20 protein-coding genes are annotated in these 19,496 nt (G+C 60.3%); 14 read left to right on the top strand and 6 right to left on the bottom strand.

Features of this window, described 5'->3' with window-relative positions:
• The 7 genes from BO74_RS09440 to BO74_RS09410 all read left to right on the top strand — a co-directional run.
• Positions 1-291, top strand: a 291-nt coding sequence (locus BO74_RS09440) for a transposase (protein WP_496441822.1), incomplete at its 5' end; no start/stop codon positions are given.
• The gene (locus tag BO74_RS09435; RefSeq protein WP_496441821.1) at positions 234-899 is read left to right on the top strand and encodes a Bug family tripartite tricarboxylate transporter substrate binding protein; all 666 of its coding nucleotides are present in this window, start codon (positions 234-236) and stop codon (positions 897-899) included. The genes BO74_RS09440 and BO74_RS09435, both read left to right, overlap by 58 nt.
• A 124-nt stretch (positions 900-1,023) precedes the next feature.
• The gene (locus BO74_RS09430; RefSeq protein WP_496441819.1) at positions 1,024-1,494 is read left to right on the top strand and encodes a tripartite tricarboxylate transporter TctB family protein; all 471 of its coding nucleotides are present in this window, start codon (positions 1,024-1,026) and stop codon (positions 1,492-1,494) included.
• 11 nt (positions 1,495-1,505) lie between these two features.
• Positions 1,506-3,005, top strand: coding sequence for a tripartite tricarboxylate transporter permease (locus BO74_RS09425; RefSeq protein WP_496441818.1), 1,500 nt, complete (start codon positions 1,506-1,508; stop codon positions 3,003-3,005).
• 57 nt (positions 3,006-3,062) lie between these two features.
• The gene (gene ligK / locus BO74_RS09420; RefSeq protein ID WP_496441816.1) at positions 3,063-3,746 is read left to right on the top strand and encodes a 4-carboxy-4-hydroxy-2-oxoadipate aldolase/oxaloacetate decarboxylase; all 684 of its coding nucleotides are present in this window, start codon (positions 3,063-3,065) and stop codon (positions 3,744-3,746) included.
• Between the two features lie 64 nt (positions 3,747-3,810).
• Positions 3,811-4,617: a transporter substrate-binding domain-containing protein gene (locus tag BO74_RS09415; RefSeq protein WP_496441815.1), complete on the top strand. Its 807-nt coding sequence runs from the start codon at positions 3,811-3,813 to the stop codon at positions 4,615-4,617.
• A gap of 138 nt (positions 4,618-4,755) precedes the next feature.
• A complete protein-coding gene (locus tag BO74_RS09410; protein WP_496441814.1) occupies positions 4,756-5,484 on the top strand; it encodes a PIG-L deacetylase family protein in 729 nt (242 codons plus the stop codon).
• Positions 5,485-5,600: 116 nt separating this feature from the next.
• Here BO74_RS09410 and BO74_RS09405 read toward each other — a convergent pair whose 3' ends face one another.
• From BO74_RS09405 to BO74_RS09380, 6 genes are all read right to left on the bottom strand, one after another.
• Positions 5,601-5,759 carry a hypothetical protein gene (locus tag BO74_RS09405; RefSeq protein WP_496441813.1) on the bottom strand — a complete coding sequence of 53 codons (159 nt, stop codon included), beginning with the start codon at positions 5,757-5,759 and terminating at the stop codon, positions 5,601-5,603.
• Positions 5,760-5,991: 232 nt separating this feature from the next.
• Positions 5,992-6,714 carry a S1 family peptidase gene (locus BO74_RS09400; protein WP_496441812.1) on the bottom strand — a complete coding sequence of 241 codons (723 nt, stop codon included), beginning with the start codon at positions 6,712-6,714 and terminating at the stop codon, positions 5,992-5,994.
• Positions 6,715-7,050: 336 nt separating this feature from the next.
• Positions 7,051-8,595 carry a SpoVR family protein gene (locus BO74_RS09395; RefSeq protein ID WP_496441811.1) on the bottom strand — a complete coding sequence of 515 codons (1,545 nt, stop codon included), beginning with the start codon at positions 8,593-8,595 and terminating at the stop codon, positions 7,051-7,053.
• Positions 8,596-8,620: 25 nt separating this feature from the next.
• Positions 8,621-9,679 (bottom strand): Gfo/Idh/MocA family protein, encoded by a 1,059-nt coding sequence (locus tag BO74_RS09390; protein ID WP_496441810.1) that lies wholly within the window; start codon positions 9,677-9,679, stop codon positions 8,621-8,623.
• Between the two features lie 34 nt (positions 9,680-9,713).
• Positions 9,714-10,994 carry a YeaH/YhbH family protein gene (locus BO74_RS09385; protein ID WP_496441808.1) on the bottom strand — a complete coding sequence of 427 codons (1,281 nt, stop codon included), beginning with the start codon at positions 10,992-10,994 and terminating at the stop codon, positions 9,714-9,716.
• A 60-nt stretch (positions 10,995-11,054) separates the two neighbouring features.
• Positions 11,055-12,977, bottom strand: a complete 1,923-nt coding sequence (locus BO74_RS09380; protein ID WP_496441806.1) for a PrkA family serine protein kinase — start codon at positions 12,975-12,977, stop codon at positions 11,055-11,057.
• Between the two features lie 367 nt (positions 12,978-13,344).
• Between BO74_RS09380 and BO74_RS09375 the strand changes: the two genes are divergently transcribed.
• The 7 genes from BO74_RS09375 to acuI all read left to right on the top strand — a co-directional run bounded on the left by BO74_RS09375 (position 13,345) and on the right by acuI (position 19,490).
• The gene (locus tag BO74_RS09375; RefSeq protein WP_496441804.1) at positions 13,345-13,815 is read left to right on the top strand and encodes a TRAP transporter small permease; all 471 of its coding nucleotides are present in this window, start codon (positions 13,345-13,347) and stop codon (positions 13,813-13,815) included.
• Positions 13,816-13,823: 8 nt separating this feature from the next.
• The gene (locus BO74_RS09370; RefSeq protein WP_496441802.1) at positions 13,824-15,101 is read left to right on the top strand and encodes a TRAP transporter large permease; all 1,278 of its coding nucleotides are present in this window, start codon (positions 13,824-13,826) and stop codon (positions 15,099-15,101) included.
• 26 nt (positions 15,102-15,127) lie between these two features.
• Complete coding sequence (locus BO74_RS09365) at positions 15,128-15,535, top strand: PPC domain-containing DNA-binding protein (RefSeq protein WP_496441800.1); 408 nt, start codon at positions 15,128-15,130, stop codon at positions 15,533-15,535.
• A 99-nt stretch (positions 15,536-15,634) separates the two neighbouring features.
• A complete protein-coding gene (locus BO74_RS09360; protein ID WP_496441798.1) occupies positions 15,635-16,624 on the top strand; it encodes a TRAP transporter substrate-binding protein in 990 nt (329 codons plus the stop codon).
• Positions 16,625-16,694: 70 nt separating this feature from the next.
• Positions 16,695-17,741: a LacI family DNA-binding transcriptional regulator gene (locus tag BO74_RS09355; RefSeq protein WP_496441796.1), complete on the top strand. Its 1,047-nt coding sequence runs from the start codon at positions 16,695-16,697 to the stop codon at positions 17,739-17,741.
• A 72-nt stretch (positions 17,742-17,813) separates the two neighbouring features.
• Positions 17,814-18,458 carry an acrylate utilization transcriptional regulator AcuR gene (gene acuR, locus BO74_RS09350; protein WP_496441794.1) on the top strand — a complete coding sequence of 215 codons (645 nt, stop codon included), beginning with the start codon at positions 17,814-17,816 and terminating at the stop codon, positions 18,456-18,458.
• 48 nt (positions 18,459-18,506) lie between these two features.
• On the top strand, positions 18,507-19,490 hold the full coding sequence (gene acuI, locus BO74_RS09345) for an acrylyl-CoA reductase (NADPH) (protein ID WP_496441793.1): 984 nt from the start codon (positions 18,507-18,509) through the stop codon (positions 19,488-19,490).
• The last annotated feature ends 6 nt before the right edge of the window (positions 19,491-19,496 follow it).

Raw genomic sequence — 19,496 nt, 5'->3', positions numbered from 1 at the left:
ATCTTCCTGATCGTCGATAACCTGCGTGTGCATCATGCCAAGCTCGTCCAGCAATGGATCGAGCCTCGCCGGGACAAGATCGAACTCTTCTACTTGCCGCCCTACGCCCCGGAATCCAATCCCGACGAATATCTGAATCACGATTTCAAAACGTCCCTGCGTCTCGAACCGGCCACCCGCTCTGAAAAGGATCTTCTGCAAAAAGCCATGCGCATCATGAATCGCATCGCACAATGGCCCGAACGCATCCGTTCCTATTTCCAGCATCCTCATGCCGCATACGCGGCTTAGCAAAGCTATTTAAGGGCCGGGTTAATAATGCCAACTCGTCCTACAAAACCGTAGCCGATCTGATTGCCGACGGTAAAGCCAATCCCAAGAAACTGACCTACGGGTCGGCCGGGAACGGCAGTTCCAGCCATCTGGCAGGAGAGCTGTTGAAGGCGGAAGGGAAGTTCGATGCCCTGCATGTTCCGTACAAGGGCGGTGCGCCGGCGGTGAACGACCTTCTTGGCGGACGACTGACGTTCATGACGATCAATCCGATCGAGGTTGCTTCGCATGTCCAGGCCGGCAAGTTGCGGGCGCTGGCGATCCTCGACGACAAGCCCAGCAAGCTTCTGCCGGAGGTGCCGACGATTGTCAAGCTGGGTATGCCGAAGGCCACTGCAACGGTATGGTGGGGTCTCGTCGGCCCGAAGGGGATGGAGAAGGAGCGGATCGCCAAGCTGGATGCGGCGCTCCAGAAGGCCCTGGCCGATCCTGAAGTCGTCAAGCAGCTTGAAGGGCGCGGCGCGGCGGTCACGCCGGGGTCGGCGGCCGCGTTTGACGAGTTCGTCAAGGCCGAGCGCGTCAAGTGGACCAAGGTCATCGTAGACGGAAAGATCAAGGCCGATTGACCTCGTAATACGGTTGTCCGTGAATGAGGGCTCGGGACAACGCTGAGTCCTCTGAATACACAAGTTTCCCTTCGCGCGTACATGGATGCGAGCCGAAGGGAGATGATTGAAGGTGGGTATTTCTATGAATTCTGAAAGTCGGGCCGATCTGCGCGATCTGGCCGCGGGCGCCTTGTTGTCCGCGTTCGGGGTGTTTGTGGCCTTTTACGCGTCGAGGAACTATGAGTGGGGCGAAGGCGGCCAACTCGGTCCGGGCTTTTTCCCGACCATGCTGGGTGTCGTACTCGCCATTCTCGGCGTCGTCATCGCCCTCTTCTCGTTCTCAAAGGTCGCGCATGAACTGACGCCGCCGCCCCTCCGGCTGCGGCCCTTCCTGGCGATTTCCTGCGCGATTGCAATCTTCGCCCTGTCGCTTGAGCGTCTCGGGCTCTTCCCGGCGACGGCACTGCTGACCGCAATCGCGGTTCTGGCGGAGCGTCCATACAACATTCGACGGACCTTGCTGCTCGCCGGCTCGCTGGCCCTGTTGTCCTGGCTCATCTTCGCCAAGGGACTTGACATGCAGTTGTCCGCATTCGGCGGCTTTGGCGGATAACAGAGGTACTCATGGAATTTCTTACAACACTCCTGGGCAACGTCTCCATCGGCCTGCACGAGGCGCTGACGCTGACCAACCTGTGGTATTGCTTCGTCGGCGTATTTCTCGGTTGCCTGGTCGGCGTGCTGCCGGGGCTCGGTTCCCTGATCGCCATCTCGCTGCTGCTGCCGATCACCTTCCATCTGCCACCTACCGGGGCGCTGATCATGCTGGCCGGCGTCTACTTCGGCGCCGATTATGGCGGCGGGACGTGCTCGATCCTTCTGGGGGTCCCCGGCCATCCTGCCGCAGCCGTCGATGTGCTCGACGGCTACCCGATGACCAAGCAGGGGCGCGGCGGCATTGCCCTGTTCATGAAATGCATCGCCTCGTTCTGGGGGTCGACCGTCGGTATCCTGCTGCTGATGTGCGTTGCCCCGATCCTGGCGGAGGCGGGGCTCAAGTTCGGCCCGGCCGACTACTGCGCGCTGATGTTCCTCGGCTTGATGGCGGCTTCGACGGTCGGGAAAGGCTCGCCGATCAAGGGCGTGGCGATGATGATCGTCGGCCTGATCCTGGCCACAGTCGGCACGGACGTCAATTCCGGCGTCCAGCGTTTTACCTTCGATCTCCAGGACCTGTCGGACGGTATCGGCCTGATCCCGATCGCCATGGGGCTCTTCGCGGTCGCGGAAGTGGTCACCAGCACCGGCAAGGCCGGCATCTCGGCGGTGACACAGAAATTCCGCCTGCGCGACCAACTGCCGACAAAAGAGGACTGGAAGCGATCGTTCGGCCCGATGCTGCGCGGTGCGGGTCTCGGCTCGTTCTTCGGCGCGCTGCCCGGCACCAGCGGCGGCATGGCGACATTCATTTCGTATGCCATCGAGAAGCGGATCTCGCGGCATCCCGAGGAATTCGGCAAGGGCGCTATCGAGGGTATCGCCGCGCCGGAATCGTGCAACAATGCCGGGGTCGGCACCGCGTTCATCCCGACGCTGACGCTGGGCATCCCGGGCGATGCGATCATGGCGCTGATCCTTGCCGCGCTGGTGATCCACGGCATCCAGCCGGGGCCGCAGGTGATGACCAGCCACCCCGAATTGTTCTGGGGCCTGATCGTCAGCTTCTGGATCGGCAACCTCATTCTCGTGGCATTGAACATCCCGCTGCTCGGCATGTGGGTCCGCCTGCTGCAGATTCCCTATCCGCTGCTTTATCCGGGAATCATCCTGTTTACCTGCATCGGCGTGTTCAGTACGCACAACAATGTCTTCGACATCTACTCGCTGCTGTTCTTTGGCATCGCCGGCTACGCCATGCTCCTGCTGCGGCTGGAGGCCGTGCCGCTGTTGCTGGGCTACATCCTCGGGCAGCCGTTCGAAGAGTACTTCCGGCGAGCATTGCTGCTCTCCCGGGGGGATTTCACTGTTTTCCTGACCGAGCCCATCGCCGCGACCGCACTGGCGTTTGCCGTGTCGCTGATGACCTGGTCCGTCATTTCCTTCGTTCGCCGGCGAGGCAAGTAAGGCAATCGCGACGGACACACTCATTTCCTGACGAAATACCGTAAGAGGAGCTGGATCATGTACGAGCTTGGCGTTGTATATCGCAACATCACCCGCACGGAATCGCACGTGGCCGACGCGCTGGGCGCATTCGGCTCGGCGACCGTGCATGAGGCGATGGGCCGCGTTGGGCTGATGAAGCCTTGCATGCGCCCCATCTATCCTGGTGCGCAGGTATCGGGGAATGCGGTGACGGTGCTGCTTCATCCAGGCGATAACTGGATGATGCACGTCGTCGCCGAGCAGATCCTGCCGGGCGACATCGTCGTTGCCGCGATCACGGCGGAATGCACGGACGGCTTCTTCGGCGATCTGCTCGCCACGAGCTTCAAGGCGCGCGGTGCCCGGGCACTGGTCATCGATGCCGGCGTGCGCGATGTCCGGACGTTGACCGAGATGCAGTTCCCTGTCTGGAGCAAGTGCATTTCCAGCAAAGGCACGGTCAAGGCGACCCTCGGGTCGGTGAATGTGCCTGTTGTCTGTGCCGGAATGCTCGTCACGCCGGGCGATGTGATCGTCGCCGACGACGACGGCGTCGTCTGCGTGCCGGCGGCGATGGCCGAAAGGACGCTCAAGGCCGCGCAGGAACGGGAAGCCAACGAAGGCGCCAAGCGTCAGAAGCTGGCCTCAGGCGTTCTTGGCCTCGACATGTACAACATGCGTCCGGCGCTGGAAAAGGCCGGGCTGAAGTACATCGATTGAGGCCGGCGCGCGCCCATTCTTCCGAAACTCTTCTGGCAATTCCTTCACCTTCCGGAGAAACGACATGCAAGTGATCTCGAAAACCAGGCGATTGGTTCTTCTCTCATTTGTTGCAGCGGCTCTGCAACTCGCCGGCTGTACAACCACCACCTCCCTGCCGGAAGAGCAGGTCAGGGTCATCGCGCCGGGTGGAACGCTGAAGATCGCCGTTTACCAGGGTACGCCGACCTCGTTTGTCAAGGATCCCAAAACCGGTGAGCCGACAGGCGTGGGCTATGAACTCGGCAAGGATCTGGCGAAGCAACTCGGCGTCGCCTTCGAGCCGTTGGTTTTTTCGCGGAATGCCGAGGTTCTCGCAGCGGTCAAGGCGGGGAAGGCCGACATGGCGTTCACCAACGCCACCCCGGCGCGGGCGCGCGACATGGATTTTTCCCAGCCTTACCTTGAGATCGAACTCGGTTATCTCGTTTCCCCGCGTTCGCGGATCGCCGGCCTGTCGGCGATTGATCGCCCTGGTGTGCGTGTTGCCGTCACCGAAGGAAGTTCGTCCGACGGCGTTCAGTCGCGTAACCTGAAAAATGCCACGGTCGTTCGCGCAAAAACACTCAAGATCGGCATCGAAATGCTGGCCGACGGCCGTGCCGATGTCTACGCCACGAACAAGTCGACCTTGTTCGAGATGGCCGACCAGTTGCCCGGATCGAGGGTTCTGGATGGAAGGTGGGGGGCGGAAAACCATGCGGTAGGCATTCCCAAGGGGCGAGGCTCGGTGCTGCCGCTCCTTCGTCGTCTGGTTGATGACGCGCGGAACGAGGGCGTGGTCCGGTCAGCCATTCAGAAAACGGGTCTGAGCGGGGCGGTCGAGCCTTGAGTCCCGGATTTTCCGGCGATTGACTGCTTTCTAGAGAAGCACGCCAACTCCCCCGACTTTCCCAATTCACGTTTCCGTTCGACACGGTGGTCGTCGAGGGGGATCGGTTTGTGCCTCATTCTTCAAACAGGAGATGTTATGAGTGAAGTAAACACCGGGCTGGTCGTCAGCGCCCATTCCGCCGATTTCGTCTGGCGCGCGGGCGGCGCGATCGCATTGCACAGCCGCAAGGGCTGGCGAATGAAGGTGGTCTGCCTGTCGTTCGGCGAGCGCGGTGAGTCAGCGAAACTCTGGCGCAAGGGCAACATGACCGTTGAACAGGTCAAGGCGTCGCGCCGCGAAGAAGCCATGCAAGCCGCCGAAATCCTTGGCGCCGAAATCGAGTTTTTCGACCTGGGGGATTACCCGCTGCGCGTCAGCGACGATGCCTTGATGCGTCTGGTCGATGTCTATCGCGACCTGCAGCCGTCCTTCGTCCTGAGTCATTCGGCGAAGGATCCGTACAACTTCGACCACCCGTTGGCGATGCACGTTACCCAGGAGGCGCGCATCATTGCGCAGGCCGAAGGTCACAATCCGGGACAGAAGGTGGTCGGCGCTCCGCCGGTCTATGCCTTCGAGCCCCATCAGACCGAGCAGTGTGAGTGGGTGCCGGATACCTTTCTCGACATCACCGATGTCTGGGAAATCAAGTATCGTGCCATTCAGGCCATGGCGGGACAGGAACACCTCTGGCACTACTACACCCGCGTGGCACAGCAGCGCGGCGTCCAGGCCAAGCGCAACATCGGCATCACGGCCTCCCGGAACATTGAGTACGCGGAAGGCTACATGCGCCTGACGCCAGCCGTGGTGGATTCCTTGTGACGTTGAACGCCGGCCGGGAGTGATTCAAGTCCTTGCCTGCGATCGTGGCATCAGGTGGACGCCACGCTCCGAGGGCGTGCCACGTTCTGGTACAGACCCGATCGGGGTTTGCTCCTTCAGGTGATCGAGACGAATTCTCCCCGTTCCAGAACGCCCAGTCTCGCGGCGAGTTCGTCAAGGTGGTCGGTTCCCTCGATGTAATGCTTGCAGGAATCGACCAGGTAGTAGGTTCCCAGCGACATGCGTAACGGGGAATTGCTGCGCGTTTTTCGCAAGAAATGTCCGTATTCTTGCAAAGCCCGATTGATCCGCTCCATTGCCGCGTGTTCACTTATGGCGTGTTGGTTGGCGTTGTCGCCGTTCGTGAGTTGCAATGTGCTGCCTGGCATAGTCCCCATCCGGTTTGGTAGTTTTTTTGAAGTCGAATGATTGACTATCTCGATAGCCCGGCACAATTCGTTCATCCACCTAGGTGTTTCCACTTAGGCAATGCATTGGTGTGGTTACCTAACTGGTGAGCGTGAGAAGAATGTCGCCATACCAGGCGCAATTCAGTCCGAGGGCTTCATCCTCCTGGCGATCCCGCGTGCCGATGTCCATCCGTGCCGAGTGAACCCCAAGCAATATCCACCCCAGACCGTTCGATGTGGCCTCGGGGGAACGCATCACGACAGGTGCGCCGCTGGTGCCACGGTGAGTGCGAGCGTCGGTCAGGAAATAACCAAGCCCCTGGAAGCGCATGCCGAAGGATGAAGCGATCACCGCATGGCGAGCAACCGGCAGGTGGTGCAGTCCATCGTGGAAGCCCAGGGGGAAGCCGACGACCAGCAAGGGGGTTCCGATTTCTATCTGGCGTTCCGGGCGATACAGGTGTTCCGGCGTAAAGGCGCTGTAGATCGTCGTTTCGGGGAGCGCGCCGCGGTCGATCTCGATCACGGCGACGTCGATCTCCCCTGCCGCATCTTCACCCTGGCGCCACAGACTCTTACCTTCCCTGTACAACGGAATCGAGAAACCGGTAGAACTGGCCAGGTTGCCCAGATCGGTGTGCAACTCGATTTCAAGCCGATCCGGAAAATGCTTGCTCGGTTCATCACGCATTACATGGCGGCTTGTCACGAGATAAAGGCGGCCGTCGCGCTCGAAGAAAAAGCTGCTGGCATTGGTTAGGGGACGCGTCCGCTCATACGTGCAAAGACGCGCCACCGTTAGCAAAATAGGTTCAATCATGGGTCTGCCCCGCAGGATCTGTCTTGAGTTGGAATCTGCCGTGTATCGCTGCGAGCCACCCGTGCGTTCGACATGCGGACAGCGACCAATCACGTTCCGCCACGGAACTTACACGACAAAAAGCAAAATGGCGATGAAATGGAGCACACTGCCGGCGACGACGAACATGTGCCAGATGCCGTGCCAATAGCGGAAACGCTTATCGAAGGCATAAAAGAGGATCACAAGCGTGTATCGTGATTGCCAGCAACCAGACCGTTCCGGCAAGCGCAAGCATGGCGCCGACCAGATGTGTCCACGCATTGAGTTTCTCTCCGTAATACATGGCCTCCTTCGTTACCGGAAATGTCGCGTCCGCTCGATCTGCTTTGCGCTGACCAGTTCGATTGATCCGTCGGCGTTTTGTCGCTCAAGGCGGACGGTGAAGCCCCACAGGCTGGCGATGTGCTCAAGGACGGCGTCGAGGCTGTCGTGCAGCGGCCGGCGGTCATTCACGAAGTGGCGCAGCGTCAAGGCGCGGTCGCCGCGCAGGTCGACGTTCCAGACCTGGATGTTCGGCTCGCGGCTGCCGAGGTCGTATTGCTGCGCGAGTTGCTGGCGCAGGGCGCGGTAACCCGGGTCGTCGTGGATGGCGCCGATGCGCAGCTTGAGGCGGGTGTCGTCGTCGATCACCGAGAAGAAGCGGAATTCGCGCATCAGACGGGGCGACAAATATTGCGCGACGAAGCTCTCGTCCTTGAAATTCTGCATGGCGAACTCGAAGGTTTCGCGCCAGTCCGATCCGGCAATGTCGGGGAACCACTCGCAGTCTTCGTCGCTCGGTGATTCGCAGATGCGCCGGATGTCCCGCCACATGGCGAAGCCCAGGGCGTAGGGGTTGATGCCGGAGTAGTACGGGCTGTTGTACGGCGGCTGGTAAACGACGTTGGTGTGCGACTGCAGAAATTCGAGCATGAAACCGTCCGACACGCCGCCGCGGTCGTAGAGGGTGTTGAGCAGGGTGTAGTGCCAGAAGGTGGCCCAGCCTTCGTTCATCACCTGCGTCTGCCGCTGCGGGTAGAAGTACTGGCCGATCTTGCGCACGATGCGCACGATCTCGCGCTGCCAGGGGTCCAGCAGCGGGGCGTTCTTCTCGATGAAGTACAGCAGGTTTTCTTCTGGCTCCTCAGGAAAGCGCCGCTCGGCGACGATTTCTTCGGCTTCGTGGCGCTGGGGCAGGGTGCGCCACAGGTCGTTGACCTGCGCCTGCATGTATTCCTCGCGCTCCTTCAGGCGCAGCTTTTCCTTTTCCAGCGACTGCTTCGGCGCACGCTTGTAGCGGTCGACGCCGACGTTGAGCAGTGCGTGGCAGGCATCGAGCAACTGCTCCACCGCGTCCACCCCATGGCGCTCTTCACATTCGGCGATGTAGTTGCGAGCGAAGACCAGGTAGTCGATGATCGCGTCGGCGCTCGTCCATTGCTTGAACAGGTGGTTGCCCTTGAAGAACGAGTTGTGGCCGTAGGCGGCATGGGCGATCACCAGCGCCTGCATCGGCAGCGTGTTCTCGTCCATCAGGTAGGCGATGCACGGATCGGAGTTGATCACGATCTCGTAGGCGAGGCCCATCTGCCCGCGCTTGTAGCGGTTGGCAGTGGACAGGAAGTGCTTGCCGAACGACCAGTGGTGGTAATAGACGGGCATGCCGATCGAGGCGTACGCGTCCATCATCTGCTCGGCGCTGATGATTTCCAGCACGTGCGGGTAGCAGTCGAGCGCGTAGTCGCGCGCCACCCGACCGATGGCTTCGTCGTAGGCCTCGATGGCCGGGTAGGTCCACTCCGAGCCGGTCGGCAAGGCCGCGCCGGTTTTTTCGATGACATTGCTGGCCGGGGTGCTCATGTGGAGCCTCGTCTGGGGTCGTTTTTCAATCGGCCGGATGGAGCGGCACTGCCGCGCCGCTTGCCGCGCTACGGGCAAGCGCTTCAAGGGTCGCAGCGATGTCGACGCTGGCGGCCGCCGCGGCTTCGAAGGCGGCGATATCCCGTTCGCGCACCATCTTCGCAAAGGCTTCCGCCGCGAACAGGAAGCCGCTGCCCGAGGTTGCGTGAATCTCCTCGAACGGGACGTTTTGCGCGATGCCGCGCCGGATGCGCAACTGGCTGGGCAGGTAGCCGTAGGGGTTGTCGCCGGGGGCGTCGGCGGTGTGGTTGAGGTACTCCGTGTCAATGGTGCCTTGCGTTCCGATGATCGTGGCGCGCCGGTGGTTGGCGACATTCATGCCGCAGGAAATCTGCGCGACCCGGCCGTGGGTGAAGAAGAGCGTGGCGACGGTGCTGATGTCGACACCAGTCTCGGCGCGTACCGATTCGGCGATGACCTTGATCGGCGCCTCGCCCATTACCCGGCGCACCAGGCTGACCGGGTAGCTGCCGGCGTCGAGCAGGGCGCCGCCGCCCATCTCCGGCTGCATGCGGATGTTGCCGGCCGGGGTGATGAGCGTGAATCCGAAACAGGCCTGGATGGCGCGGATTTCACCGATCGCGTCGCTCCGCAACAACGACAGCAGTTCAGCGAACTGCGGCTGGAAGGCGTAGGGATAGGACTCGATCAGAAGCATGCCGTTCTGCCGCGCCGCGTCGAACATTGACTGGGCCTGTGCGCGGCCAAGCGCCAGCGGCTTTTCGCACAGGACGTGCTTGCCGGCCTGGGCGGCCTTGATCGCCCATTCGGCATGCAGGCTGTTGGGCAGCGGGATGTAGACGGCCTCGATCGAAGGGTCTTCCAGCAGCGCCTCGTAGCTGCCGACGTGGCGCGGGAGGGAAAACGTCCTGGCGAATTCGGCGGCCTTGGCGGTGTCGCGGCTGGCGACCGCTTCGACGCGGACCGACGGGCTGGCGGCGACGTCGCGCACGAACTGTTTGGCGATGTTGGCGCAGCCGAGAATGCCGAGTGTGAGCGGGGTATTTTGCGTGGTGGCGGGCATGGTTCCTCTGTCTGTTGAAGGTTGTTGAAAGGGGTCAGTCCTGACGCTTGAACAATTCACGGAACACCGGGTAGATGTCGCCGGCCTCAGCGATACGCTGCATGGCAAAGTGGTCCGGATGCGTGCCCTGCAGTTTCTCGTACTCCTGCCACAGATTTTGTGGCGGGCCGTCGGTGATTTCGATGTAGGCGAAATACTGGCACAGCGGCAGCAGCGAGTTGGAGAGAATTTCGCGGCAGATCGGCGAATCGTTGTACCAGTTGTCGCCGTCGGAGGCCTGCGCGCCGTAGATGTTCCAGGCACCGGTCGCATAGCGCGTGCGGGCGATCTCGTGCATCAGCGTCAGCGCGCTGGAAACGACGGTGCCGCCGGTCTCGCGCGAGGTGAAGAAGTCGTTTTCCTCGACTTCGGAGGCGACGGTGTGGTGGCGGATGAAGACGACGTCGATGTGCTCGTAGTTCCGCGTCAGGAACAGGTAGAGCAGCATGAAGAAGCGCTTGGCGATGTTCTTGCGGTTCTCGTCCATCGAACCGGAAACGTCGAGCAGGCAGAACATCACGGCCTGCGTGGTCGGTTGCGGCACGCGGACGCGGTTGCTGTAGCGCAGGTCGAACGGATCGATGAAGGGCAGGTTTTCGACGCGCAGGTGCAGCCGGGCGATCTCGCGGCGCAGGCGCTCGATCTCTGCAGAGTCGTCGTCGCCGTCGCTCTGCCGGTCGAGCACGTCCTGAAGTTCGAGTTCGAGGGTGCGGAGGCGTTTCTGGTATGGCCCGCCGATGGCGACGCGCCGGCCGGCGGCGCCGCGCATCGTGCGCGGCAGGTTGATGTTGGTCGGCACGCCAGAGCTGGAGTAGCCGGCGCGCACGCTGCGATACTGCTCGATGCGCGCCAGTTGCTTCTTGACGAGGTTCGGCAGGGCCAGTTCGTCGAAGAAGATATCGAGGAATTCGTCGCGCGAGAGGGTGAAGACGAATTCGTCCAGTCCTTCGCCGTCCTGGCTGGCCTGCCCGCTGCCCGAGCCGCCTCCCCCCTCGCTCTCCGGCCGGTCAATCAGGTCGCCGCCGGAAAAACGGTCGTTGCCGGGATGCACGGCCTCGCGGTGGCCGCCCTGGCCGAGGGTGAATTGCGGTTCGGTGATGTCCTTGCCGGAAATGCTGATCTTCTCGCCGTTTTCCAGGTCGCGCACGCCCCGGCGATTGATCGACTCGCCCACCGCCTTGCGGATCTGCCCCTTGAACCGCCGGAGAAAACGCGTCCGGTTGACCGAGCTCTTGTTCCTGCTGTCGAACCGGCGATCCACGATGCGCACGGTCATGAGATTCCCCCTCGTGCAATAGGCGAGCGCCCGGCGCCGTGCCGGGGCGCTACAGCCTGACTACGACGACTTCCTCACGCGCAGATACCACTCGCAGAGCAGTCGCACCTGTTTCTCGGTGTAGCCCTTGGCGGTCATGCGCTCGACAAAGTCCTTGTGCTTCTTCTGCTCGTCGCTGCTCGACTTGGTGTTGAACGAGATGACCGGCAGCAGATCCTCGGTGTTCGAGAACATCTTCTTCTCGATCACCGCGCGCAGCTTCTCGTAGGACGTCCACACCGGGTTCTTGCCTTCGTTCCTGGCGCGGGCGCGCAGCACGAAGTTGACCACCTCGTTGCGGAAGTCCTTCGGGTTCGAGATGCCGGCCGGCTTCTCGATCTTTTCCAGTTCGTCGTTGAGCGCCGTGCGGTCGAGCATTTCGCCGGTATTCGGGTCGCGGAATTCCTGGTCCTGGATCCAGAAGTCGGCGTAGAGCACGTAACGGTCGAAGATGTTCTGGCCGTACTCGGAATAACTCTCCAGGTACGCCGTCTGGATCTCCTTCCCGATGAACTCGGCGTAGCGCGGCGAAAGGAATTCCTTGATGTAGCGCAGGTACTGTTCCTCGATCTCGGGCGTGAATTGTTCCTGCTCGATCTGCTGTTCGAGGACGTACATCAGGTGTACCGGGTTGGCCGCCACCTCGCGGTGGTCGAAGTTGAACACACGGGAGAGGATCTTGAAGGCGAAACGTGTGGACAGCCCGGTCATGCCCTCGTCGACGCCGGCGAAATCGCGGTATTCCTGGTAGCTCTTGGCCTTCGGATCGGTGTCCTTGAGGTTTTCACCGTCGTAGATGCGCATCTTCGAGTAGATGCTCGAATTCTCCGGTTCCTTCAGGCGCGAGAGGACGGTGAACTGGGCCAGCATGCGCAGCGTGTCCGGAGCGCACGGCGCCTCGCTGAGCGAGGAATTGACCAGCAATTTCTCGTAGATGTGGATTTCGTCGGTGACGCGTAGCGAGTAGGGCACCTTGACGATGTAGATGCGGTCGAGAAACGCCTCGTTGTTGCGGTTGTTCTTGAACGCCAGCCATTCGGCCTCGTTCGAGTGAGCGAGGATCAACCCGTCGAACGGGATCGCGCCGAAGCCCTCGGTCCCTTTGTAGTTCTGCTCCTGCGTCGCCGTCAGCAAGGGGTGCAGCACCTTGATCGGCGCCTTGAACATCTCGACGAACTCCAGCACGCCCCGGTTGGCGAGGCACAGGCCGCCTGAATACGAATAGGCATCCGGATCGTTCTGCGAGTAGCTTTCCAGCTTGCGGATGTCGATCTTGCCCACCAGCGACGAGATGTCCTGGTTGTTCTCGTCACCCGGTTCGGTCTTCGACACGGCGATCTGCGAGAGCACCGACGGGCGCAGCTTGACGACGCGGAATTTGGTGATGTCGCCGCCGTACTCATGCAGGCGCTTGACCGCCCATGGACTCATGATCGTGTCAATGTAGCGGCGCGGAATCCCGTAGTCCTTTTCGAGCAGCTGCCCGTCCTCGACCGGATTGAACAGCCCGAGCGGCGATTCATGCACCGGTGAGCCCTTGAGCGCATAGAACGGTACCTTCTCGATCAAGTGCTTCAACGTCTCCGCGAGTGTGGACTTGCCGCCGCCGACCGGGCCGAGCAGGTAGAGGATCTGCTTTTTCTCCTCCAGACCCTGTGCCGCGTGGCGGAAATAGGAGACGATGTGCTCGATGACCTCTTCCATCCCGTAAAGATCGCGGAAGGCCGGGTAGCGGCGCAGCATCTTGTTGGCGAAGATCCTTGAGAGGCGCGGGTCGGAGCGTGTATCGACCAGTTCCGGTTCGCCGATGGCCTGGAGCATCCGTTCGGCGACGCTGGCATACGCGGAAGGATCGCGCTTGCATAAGTCCAGATACTCCTGGACCGACATTTCCTCTTCCTGCGCCGCCTCGAAACGGCTCTGGTAGCGGGCGAAGATCGACATGGCATGCCTCCTTGCGATTGACGTCTCGTCGAATTTTTAGAATAGCGATTCGCGAAAAGGTTTATGTTTTTTTTGAAACAGCGAGGACGGGAGAAATCGACTCCCCGGCGTCTGGCCTGAGGTTCCCCCGTGCCTCCGAAGCCGCTGCGGCGATCCAGCGTTCATGCGTAAGTCAACGGAATGGACAAGAAACAAATCAGTTGGCCAAGGTTTGTCTGTCCCGAAAAAGAATAGGGTTGACTTTGAAAAATCGCCTGTGTAACGTTACATCACGCTGTGCAACGTTACACAGAAAAAATAGCGCGGCTTCTAAATCACAAAATCGGAGATGAGGCCAAAGCCTTGTCCCAAGGAGGGTGTCAAGGTCATGAAAGTCATATTCAGGCTGGACAAGGAGATCAGCATCCTTTGTCTGTCGGTGATGCTGATTACGGTCATCCTGCAAGTTCTGATGCGCGAACTGTTCGATTTGCCGTTGGTTGGCGCCGAGGAGTTCGTTCGTTACCTGATGATCTGGATCGTCCTTTTCCCGTTGGCCTTTACCCTGCGAGAAGGAGGGCACATCGCGATGGTCGAACTGCGCGACATGCTTCCGAAGCCTGTACGCGACGGGTTGTCCCTCTTCAGTGATGTTTGCTCTCTCATCGTATTCGCCATCGTGTCCTGGTCGTCGATGTCCGTGATCATCGAAAACCCGAACAACACGACTGCGACGCTGCAAATTCCTTTCTGGGTGTTCTTTCTGCCCAACCTGCTCGGATTCGTTCTGCTCACAGTGGGGTATCTGACGATCCTCATGAAACGGATCGGCCATTCGGCATCGGCACAGGAAAACTGAGGGACGCCATGGGAACAACCATCCTGATCATGTTTGCAGCCTTGTTTCTTCTCGGGTTCCCCGTGGCAACCTCGATTCTGATCCCGAGCATCTTTTACATCGTCGTCAAGGAATTGCCGCTCGATTTACTGGCGCAGCGGATGCAGTACTCGCTTGATTCCTACACGCTCTGTGCCGTCCCGCTGTTCATCCTGGTCGGCAACCTGATGAACAGTTCCGGCATCACGGCCCGGATCTTCCATTTCGCCGATGTGGTGACCGGCCGCCTCCCGGGCGGACTTGCACAGGTCAATATTTTTTCCAGTCTGGTGTTTTCGGGGATGTCCGGAGCCGCGCTGGCCGACGTCGGCGGTCTTGGGCAGATCGAGATCAAGGCCATGAAGGAAAAGGGATTCACCGTTCCGTATGCGGCGGCCGTTACCGCGGCCTCAGCAACGGTGGGGCCGATTTTTCCGCCGAGCATCCCTCTGGTGATCTACGGTGCGGCGGCCGGGGTCTCCGTGGTGAAATTGCTGGTCGGCGGGATCGGGCCGGCGATTCTCGCAGTCGCGGCGATGATGGCGCTCACCGCCATTCTGGCGAAGCGGCGGAACTTCCCCCGTGCCCCGCATTGGCCGAGTTGGCGTGTTGTGATCGACGCGTTCTTGCCGGCCTTCCCGGCGTTGATGACGCCTGTTCTGCTGGTGATCGGCATGCTGACCGGAATCTTCACACCGACGGAAGCATCTGCACTCACCGTTGGCTATGTCCTGCTGATCAGCAAGTTTGTTTATCGCGAACTCTCATGGCGGAGTTTGCCGCACGCCCTTTACGAAACCATCAAGTCGACCTGCTGCGTTCTGATCATCGTCGCCGCCGCGGCTATCTTCGGGTGGATTCTTGCGGCGGAACAGATCCCGCAGACATTCTCGCAGTGGTTTACCTCGATTTCTGATAACCCGCTGGTTCTTTTGATGCTTCTCAACGTGCTGCTGTTCGTTGTCGGCATGTTCCTGGATAGCACCACGGCCATCCTTTTGTTCGTTCCAATCATCGTCCCGCCGATGGTTCAGGCCGGGGTCGACCCGATCCATCTCGGACTGGTGTTCGTGTTCAACATCATGTGCGGGCTGATTACCCCTCCGCTGGGACTGTCGCTCTTCATGATCAGCAAGGTCGGGCAAGTCCCGATCAGGGATGTCGTTCGGGAAATCACGCCGTATTACATCCCGCTGGGGATCACCTTGTTGTTGATTACGTACGTCCCACAGATCGTTCTGTGGATTCCCAACCAGCTGATCAAGTGATCGGCGCCCCGTCCGCGAGGTATCCAATGAATTGCTTTCGTTATACCAACCAGAATCTGTTTTTTGTCCGACTCAATCCCGACGAAGACATTCTTTTGTCCCTGCGTAAGGCCGTGGAAGAGAACGGTATCCAGAATGCCGTGATCTTGACGGGCATCGGTTCGGTGAAAAGCTATCACTTTCACGTCGTCGATAGCATGGTCAACCCCCCGCACGAGGCCTATCCCAAGGGTGAGCAGGGGTGCGACATCGTCAACATCAACGGCTTCGTGATTGCCGGCAGGGTGCACTCCCACATTACCTTTTCCGACTCGAAGGTGGCCTTCGGTGGCCATCTGGAAGAAGGTTGCAAGGTGCTGACCTTCTCCGTGATCGTGCTGACGGAAATGACCGACGCCGATTTCACTCGGTGGGATGCCATCGGTGATCTTTGATCGCCAGAAAACAATTCATTGTCAGGTCGCCGGGCCGGTTGGCCCGGTGTTTTGGGTGTTGCTGGATGAGGTGAAGTCTATTTCTTATATGGGGGTCTCATGAAAAAGCTTTTGTCGTTTCTCTGCCTGAGCATCGCGTTCGGATCGGCTGCGTACGCGCAAAACAAGCCGGTCGTCATCAAGTATGCCCACGTCGGCATGGCCAACGAGTCGCAAACCCGCTATGCCTCTGAACTTGCTGACTTGATCAAGGAAAAAACCAAAGGCGAAGTCACCCTGCAAATCTTCCCCAACTCCCAACTTGGCGGCGTCGCCGAGATGGTCGATGGGGTCAAGATGGGCGCCATTGGCATGGGGCATCACGACTTCGCGTCGCTGGGAAAATTCCTGCCGGACATGTCGGTGTTCAATGCACCGTACATTTACCGGGATGGCCACCATGCCGTCCTGGCCACGTCGCCAAAAACGTCGCCCGTTCTACGTGAGTTGAACGAAAAACTCGTGAAGACGGCGAACATGCGTGTTCTGGGCACCTTCTATCGGGGGGCCAGGCAGATGTCGACCAATTTCCCGGTCTATTCCCCTGCTGACCTGAAAGGCAAGAAGATACGTGCGGTTCCGCTGCAACTCTGGCAGACGATGATTCAGGGCATGGGGGCGATTCCGACTCCGGTTGAAATTACCGAGTTGTACACGAGCCTTCTGTCGGGCATGGTCAGCGGTCAGGAGAATCCCCTGACGAACATCTTTGCTCTGAAGTTCTACGAGGTGCAGACGCACGTCATCATGACCGGCCACATGCAGTCGGTCCTTTCTGCGTTCATCAACGAAAAGGTCTGGAAGTCCTTGTCTGAGAAGAATCGTGCGCTGATTGATGAAGCCATGGTCGAGATGGCCAATCGCAGCCTGCAATGGGCGGTCGGCGACGAGAAGGAGGCCCGCGCCAAGATCGAAGAGAAGGGCGTAAAATTCATCGACGAGAGCAACGGCCTGAACAACAAGGCGTTCAGGGAAGCTGTAAATGCCAAGCTGCTGCAGGACTTCCCGCACTGGAAGGACTATATCGCCCGCATTGAGCAGATCAAGTAAGTAACGTAGCCCTGGCTGGGCAGACCCCGGCGATGTCTGCTCAGCCCATGCCTGAAAATCAAAAGAAACCATGGTTCGATTACGAGATGTCGCAGAGCAGGCGGGCGTTTCCGTCAGTACGGTTTCCAACGTCGTTAACGGGCGGACGCAAACCGTCAACGCGGATATTCTCCGCCGTGTTCAGGATGCGATCGCCGAGCTAGGGTATCAACCCAACCGCGCGGCGCGTTTCCTGAAAACCGGGCACACCCCGCTGATCGGCCTGCTGGTTCCGTCGGTGGCGACGCCGACCTGGGGACTGTTGGCACGTGAAGTCGAGATCGCGGCGCAAAGCCAGTTCGGTTATCGCATCCTGGTCGGGAATACCGACCGTGATCCCAAAAAGGAAATGTCTTTTCTCCTGGATCTCTGGTCTCATGGCATCCGGGGTGTCATCATCGTCTCGCCCCTGCTTCAGCAGAGTCATTTTCGCGACTCGATCAAGCGTGGACTGGTTGCCGTGTGCCACGATCAAAGGCCGCTTCCGGGAAGTCCGCTGAATGCGGATTACGTCTCCATCGATCACATCAAGGCCATCACGCTAGCGGTTAATCATCTCATTGAGCGGGGCCATCGGCGCCTGGCGTTCGCCACTGCGTCGGGCAAAAGTGTCAGCCGGTCGGACAAGATCGAAGGTTTTCTCACGGCGACAAAGGCCGCTGGACTCGCAGAATCGTCGGAGATCATCAAGGGAAAGGCCACGACGAACTACGGCGACGACGAAATGCTCCAGCTAGGGCGAATCATTGCTGAGCAGATCGTGGAGAAGAAGGAGCGTCCGACGGGGGTCGTTGCGCTCAACGACATGCTCGCCACCGGGCTGATTCTGGGCTTTCAGAACTTCGGTTTGCGCGTGCCGGACGACATATCGGTCGTCGGCATGGACGATCTGCCGATCGCCGCCTTCATCCCGCCGGGCATAACCTCAGTGCACCCACCGATGAGTGAAATGGCCCGGAAAATGGTTGCGCGAGTTGTGCACCGGTTGAGCCATCCCGAAGAGAAAGTGGATAAATACATATTTGCTCCGGAACTCGTCGTGCGAGGGTCCGTTGCAGACCTGGCTTCAAGAGGGTAATCCGGCTGATCCGCGCAAGGTGCCTTGGCAGGGTTGTGAATATTAGACGATCGGTCTAATATTCGCGCCACCATGAATCCGGAACACGATCGTCCTCTTGCTCGCCGTCGCGGGCGGCCGTGCAAGCATGCCGCCGACCTCGGGGAAACGCGCGAATTGCTTTTGCGCACCGGGGTCGAATTGCTCACTGAACAGGGATTTTCATCGACCGGGATTGATCAGATTCTGCGCCGTGTCGGCGTGCCGAAGGGGTCGTTCTACAACTACTTCAAGAGCAAGGAAGCGTTTGGCGCCGAGTTGATCGAATGCTACCGGGTCTATTTCCTGCGCAAGCTGGAAAGGCATCTGGGCAACGCGGCGCTCTCGCCACTGGCGAGGCTCCACGCGTTCATCGCCGACGCGCAACATGGCATGCAGAAGTTCGATTTTTCGCGCGGCTGCCTGGCCGGGAATCTCGGGCAGGAAATGGGAACGTTGCCCGAAACCTACCGGGCGCAGCTCAACGCGGTGTTTGCCGATTGGCAGGATCGTCTGGCGAGGAACTTCGAGGTGGCGAGGGCGGTTGGCGAGATTGCCGAGGATGCCGATTGCCAGCGCTTGGCCTCGTTCTTCTGGATCGGCTGGGAAGGCGCGGTGATGCGTGCCAAGTTGGAGAAAAGCGTTGCTCCGCTGGAAATCTTCGCGGACGGTTTTTTTGCGGGCGTCGCCAGACGCTGATTTTTTTGCGTTTTTTTAGACGATCGGTCTAATTTTTAGGAGAAACAAATGTTCAAGGGCATCGTTATTGAAAAGGATGAGGCGGGCTACCGCGCCGCCGTGAAGGACATCGACGCCGCACAACTGCCGGAGGGCGATGTCACCGTCGCGGTGGACTACTCGACCCTGAACTACAAGGACGGGTTGGCGATAACCGGCAAGGGACCGGTCGTGCGCAAATTCCCGATGGTGCCCGGCATCGACCTCGTGGGCACGGTGGAGGCGAGCGATTCTGCTGAATGGAAAGCAGGCGACAAGGTGGTGTTGAACGGCTGGGGCGTCGGCGAAACGCATTGGGGCGGATTGGCGCAGAAGGCCCGGCTCAAGGGCGAGTGGCTGGTGCCGCTGCCGGCGGCGTTGTCGCCGCGGCAGGCGATGGCCATCGGGACGGCGGGCTACACCGCCATGCTCTGCGTCATGGCCCTTGAGCGGCATGGCGTCACGCCGGCAAAGGGCGAAGTCGTTGTTACCGGCGCTGCGGGCGGCGTCGGCAGCGTCGCGGTCGCGCTGCTGGCGAAGCTGGGCTATACCGTCGTGGCGGTCAGCGGCCGGCCGGAAGAAGCGGACTATCTGAAAGGGCTTGGCGCCGCCGAGGTGATGGAGCGCGCCGCGTTCGCCGCGCCGGGCAAGCCGCTGGCCCGTGAGCGCTGGGCGGGGGCTGTTGATGTGGTCGGGAGCCACGTGCTGGCGAATCTCTGCGCATCGATGAAGTACGGCGGCGTGGTCGCGGCGTGCGGCCTGGCGGGCGGGATGGATTTGCCGGCTACTGTTGCGCCGTTTATCCTGCGTGGCGTCACGCTGGCCGGCATCGATAGCGTCATGGCCCCGCGTGAGGTTCGGATCGAAGCCTGGCGGCGGCTGGCGGTCGACCTCGACCTTTCCCGGCTGGAGTCGATGATGAAGGAAATCGGCCTCGCCGAGGCGATTCCGCGGGCAGCGCAATTGCTTGAGGGAAAGGTGCGCGGTCGGTTGGTGGTGGATGTGAACGTTTGATCTGTC

The sequence above is a fragment of the Propionivibrio pelophilus DSM 12018 genome (assembly GCF_059569095.1).
Note: the sequence above shows the minus strand (reverse complement) of the source record. Positions and strands in the feature narration are given on the sequence as shown.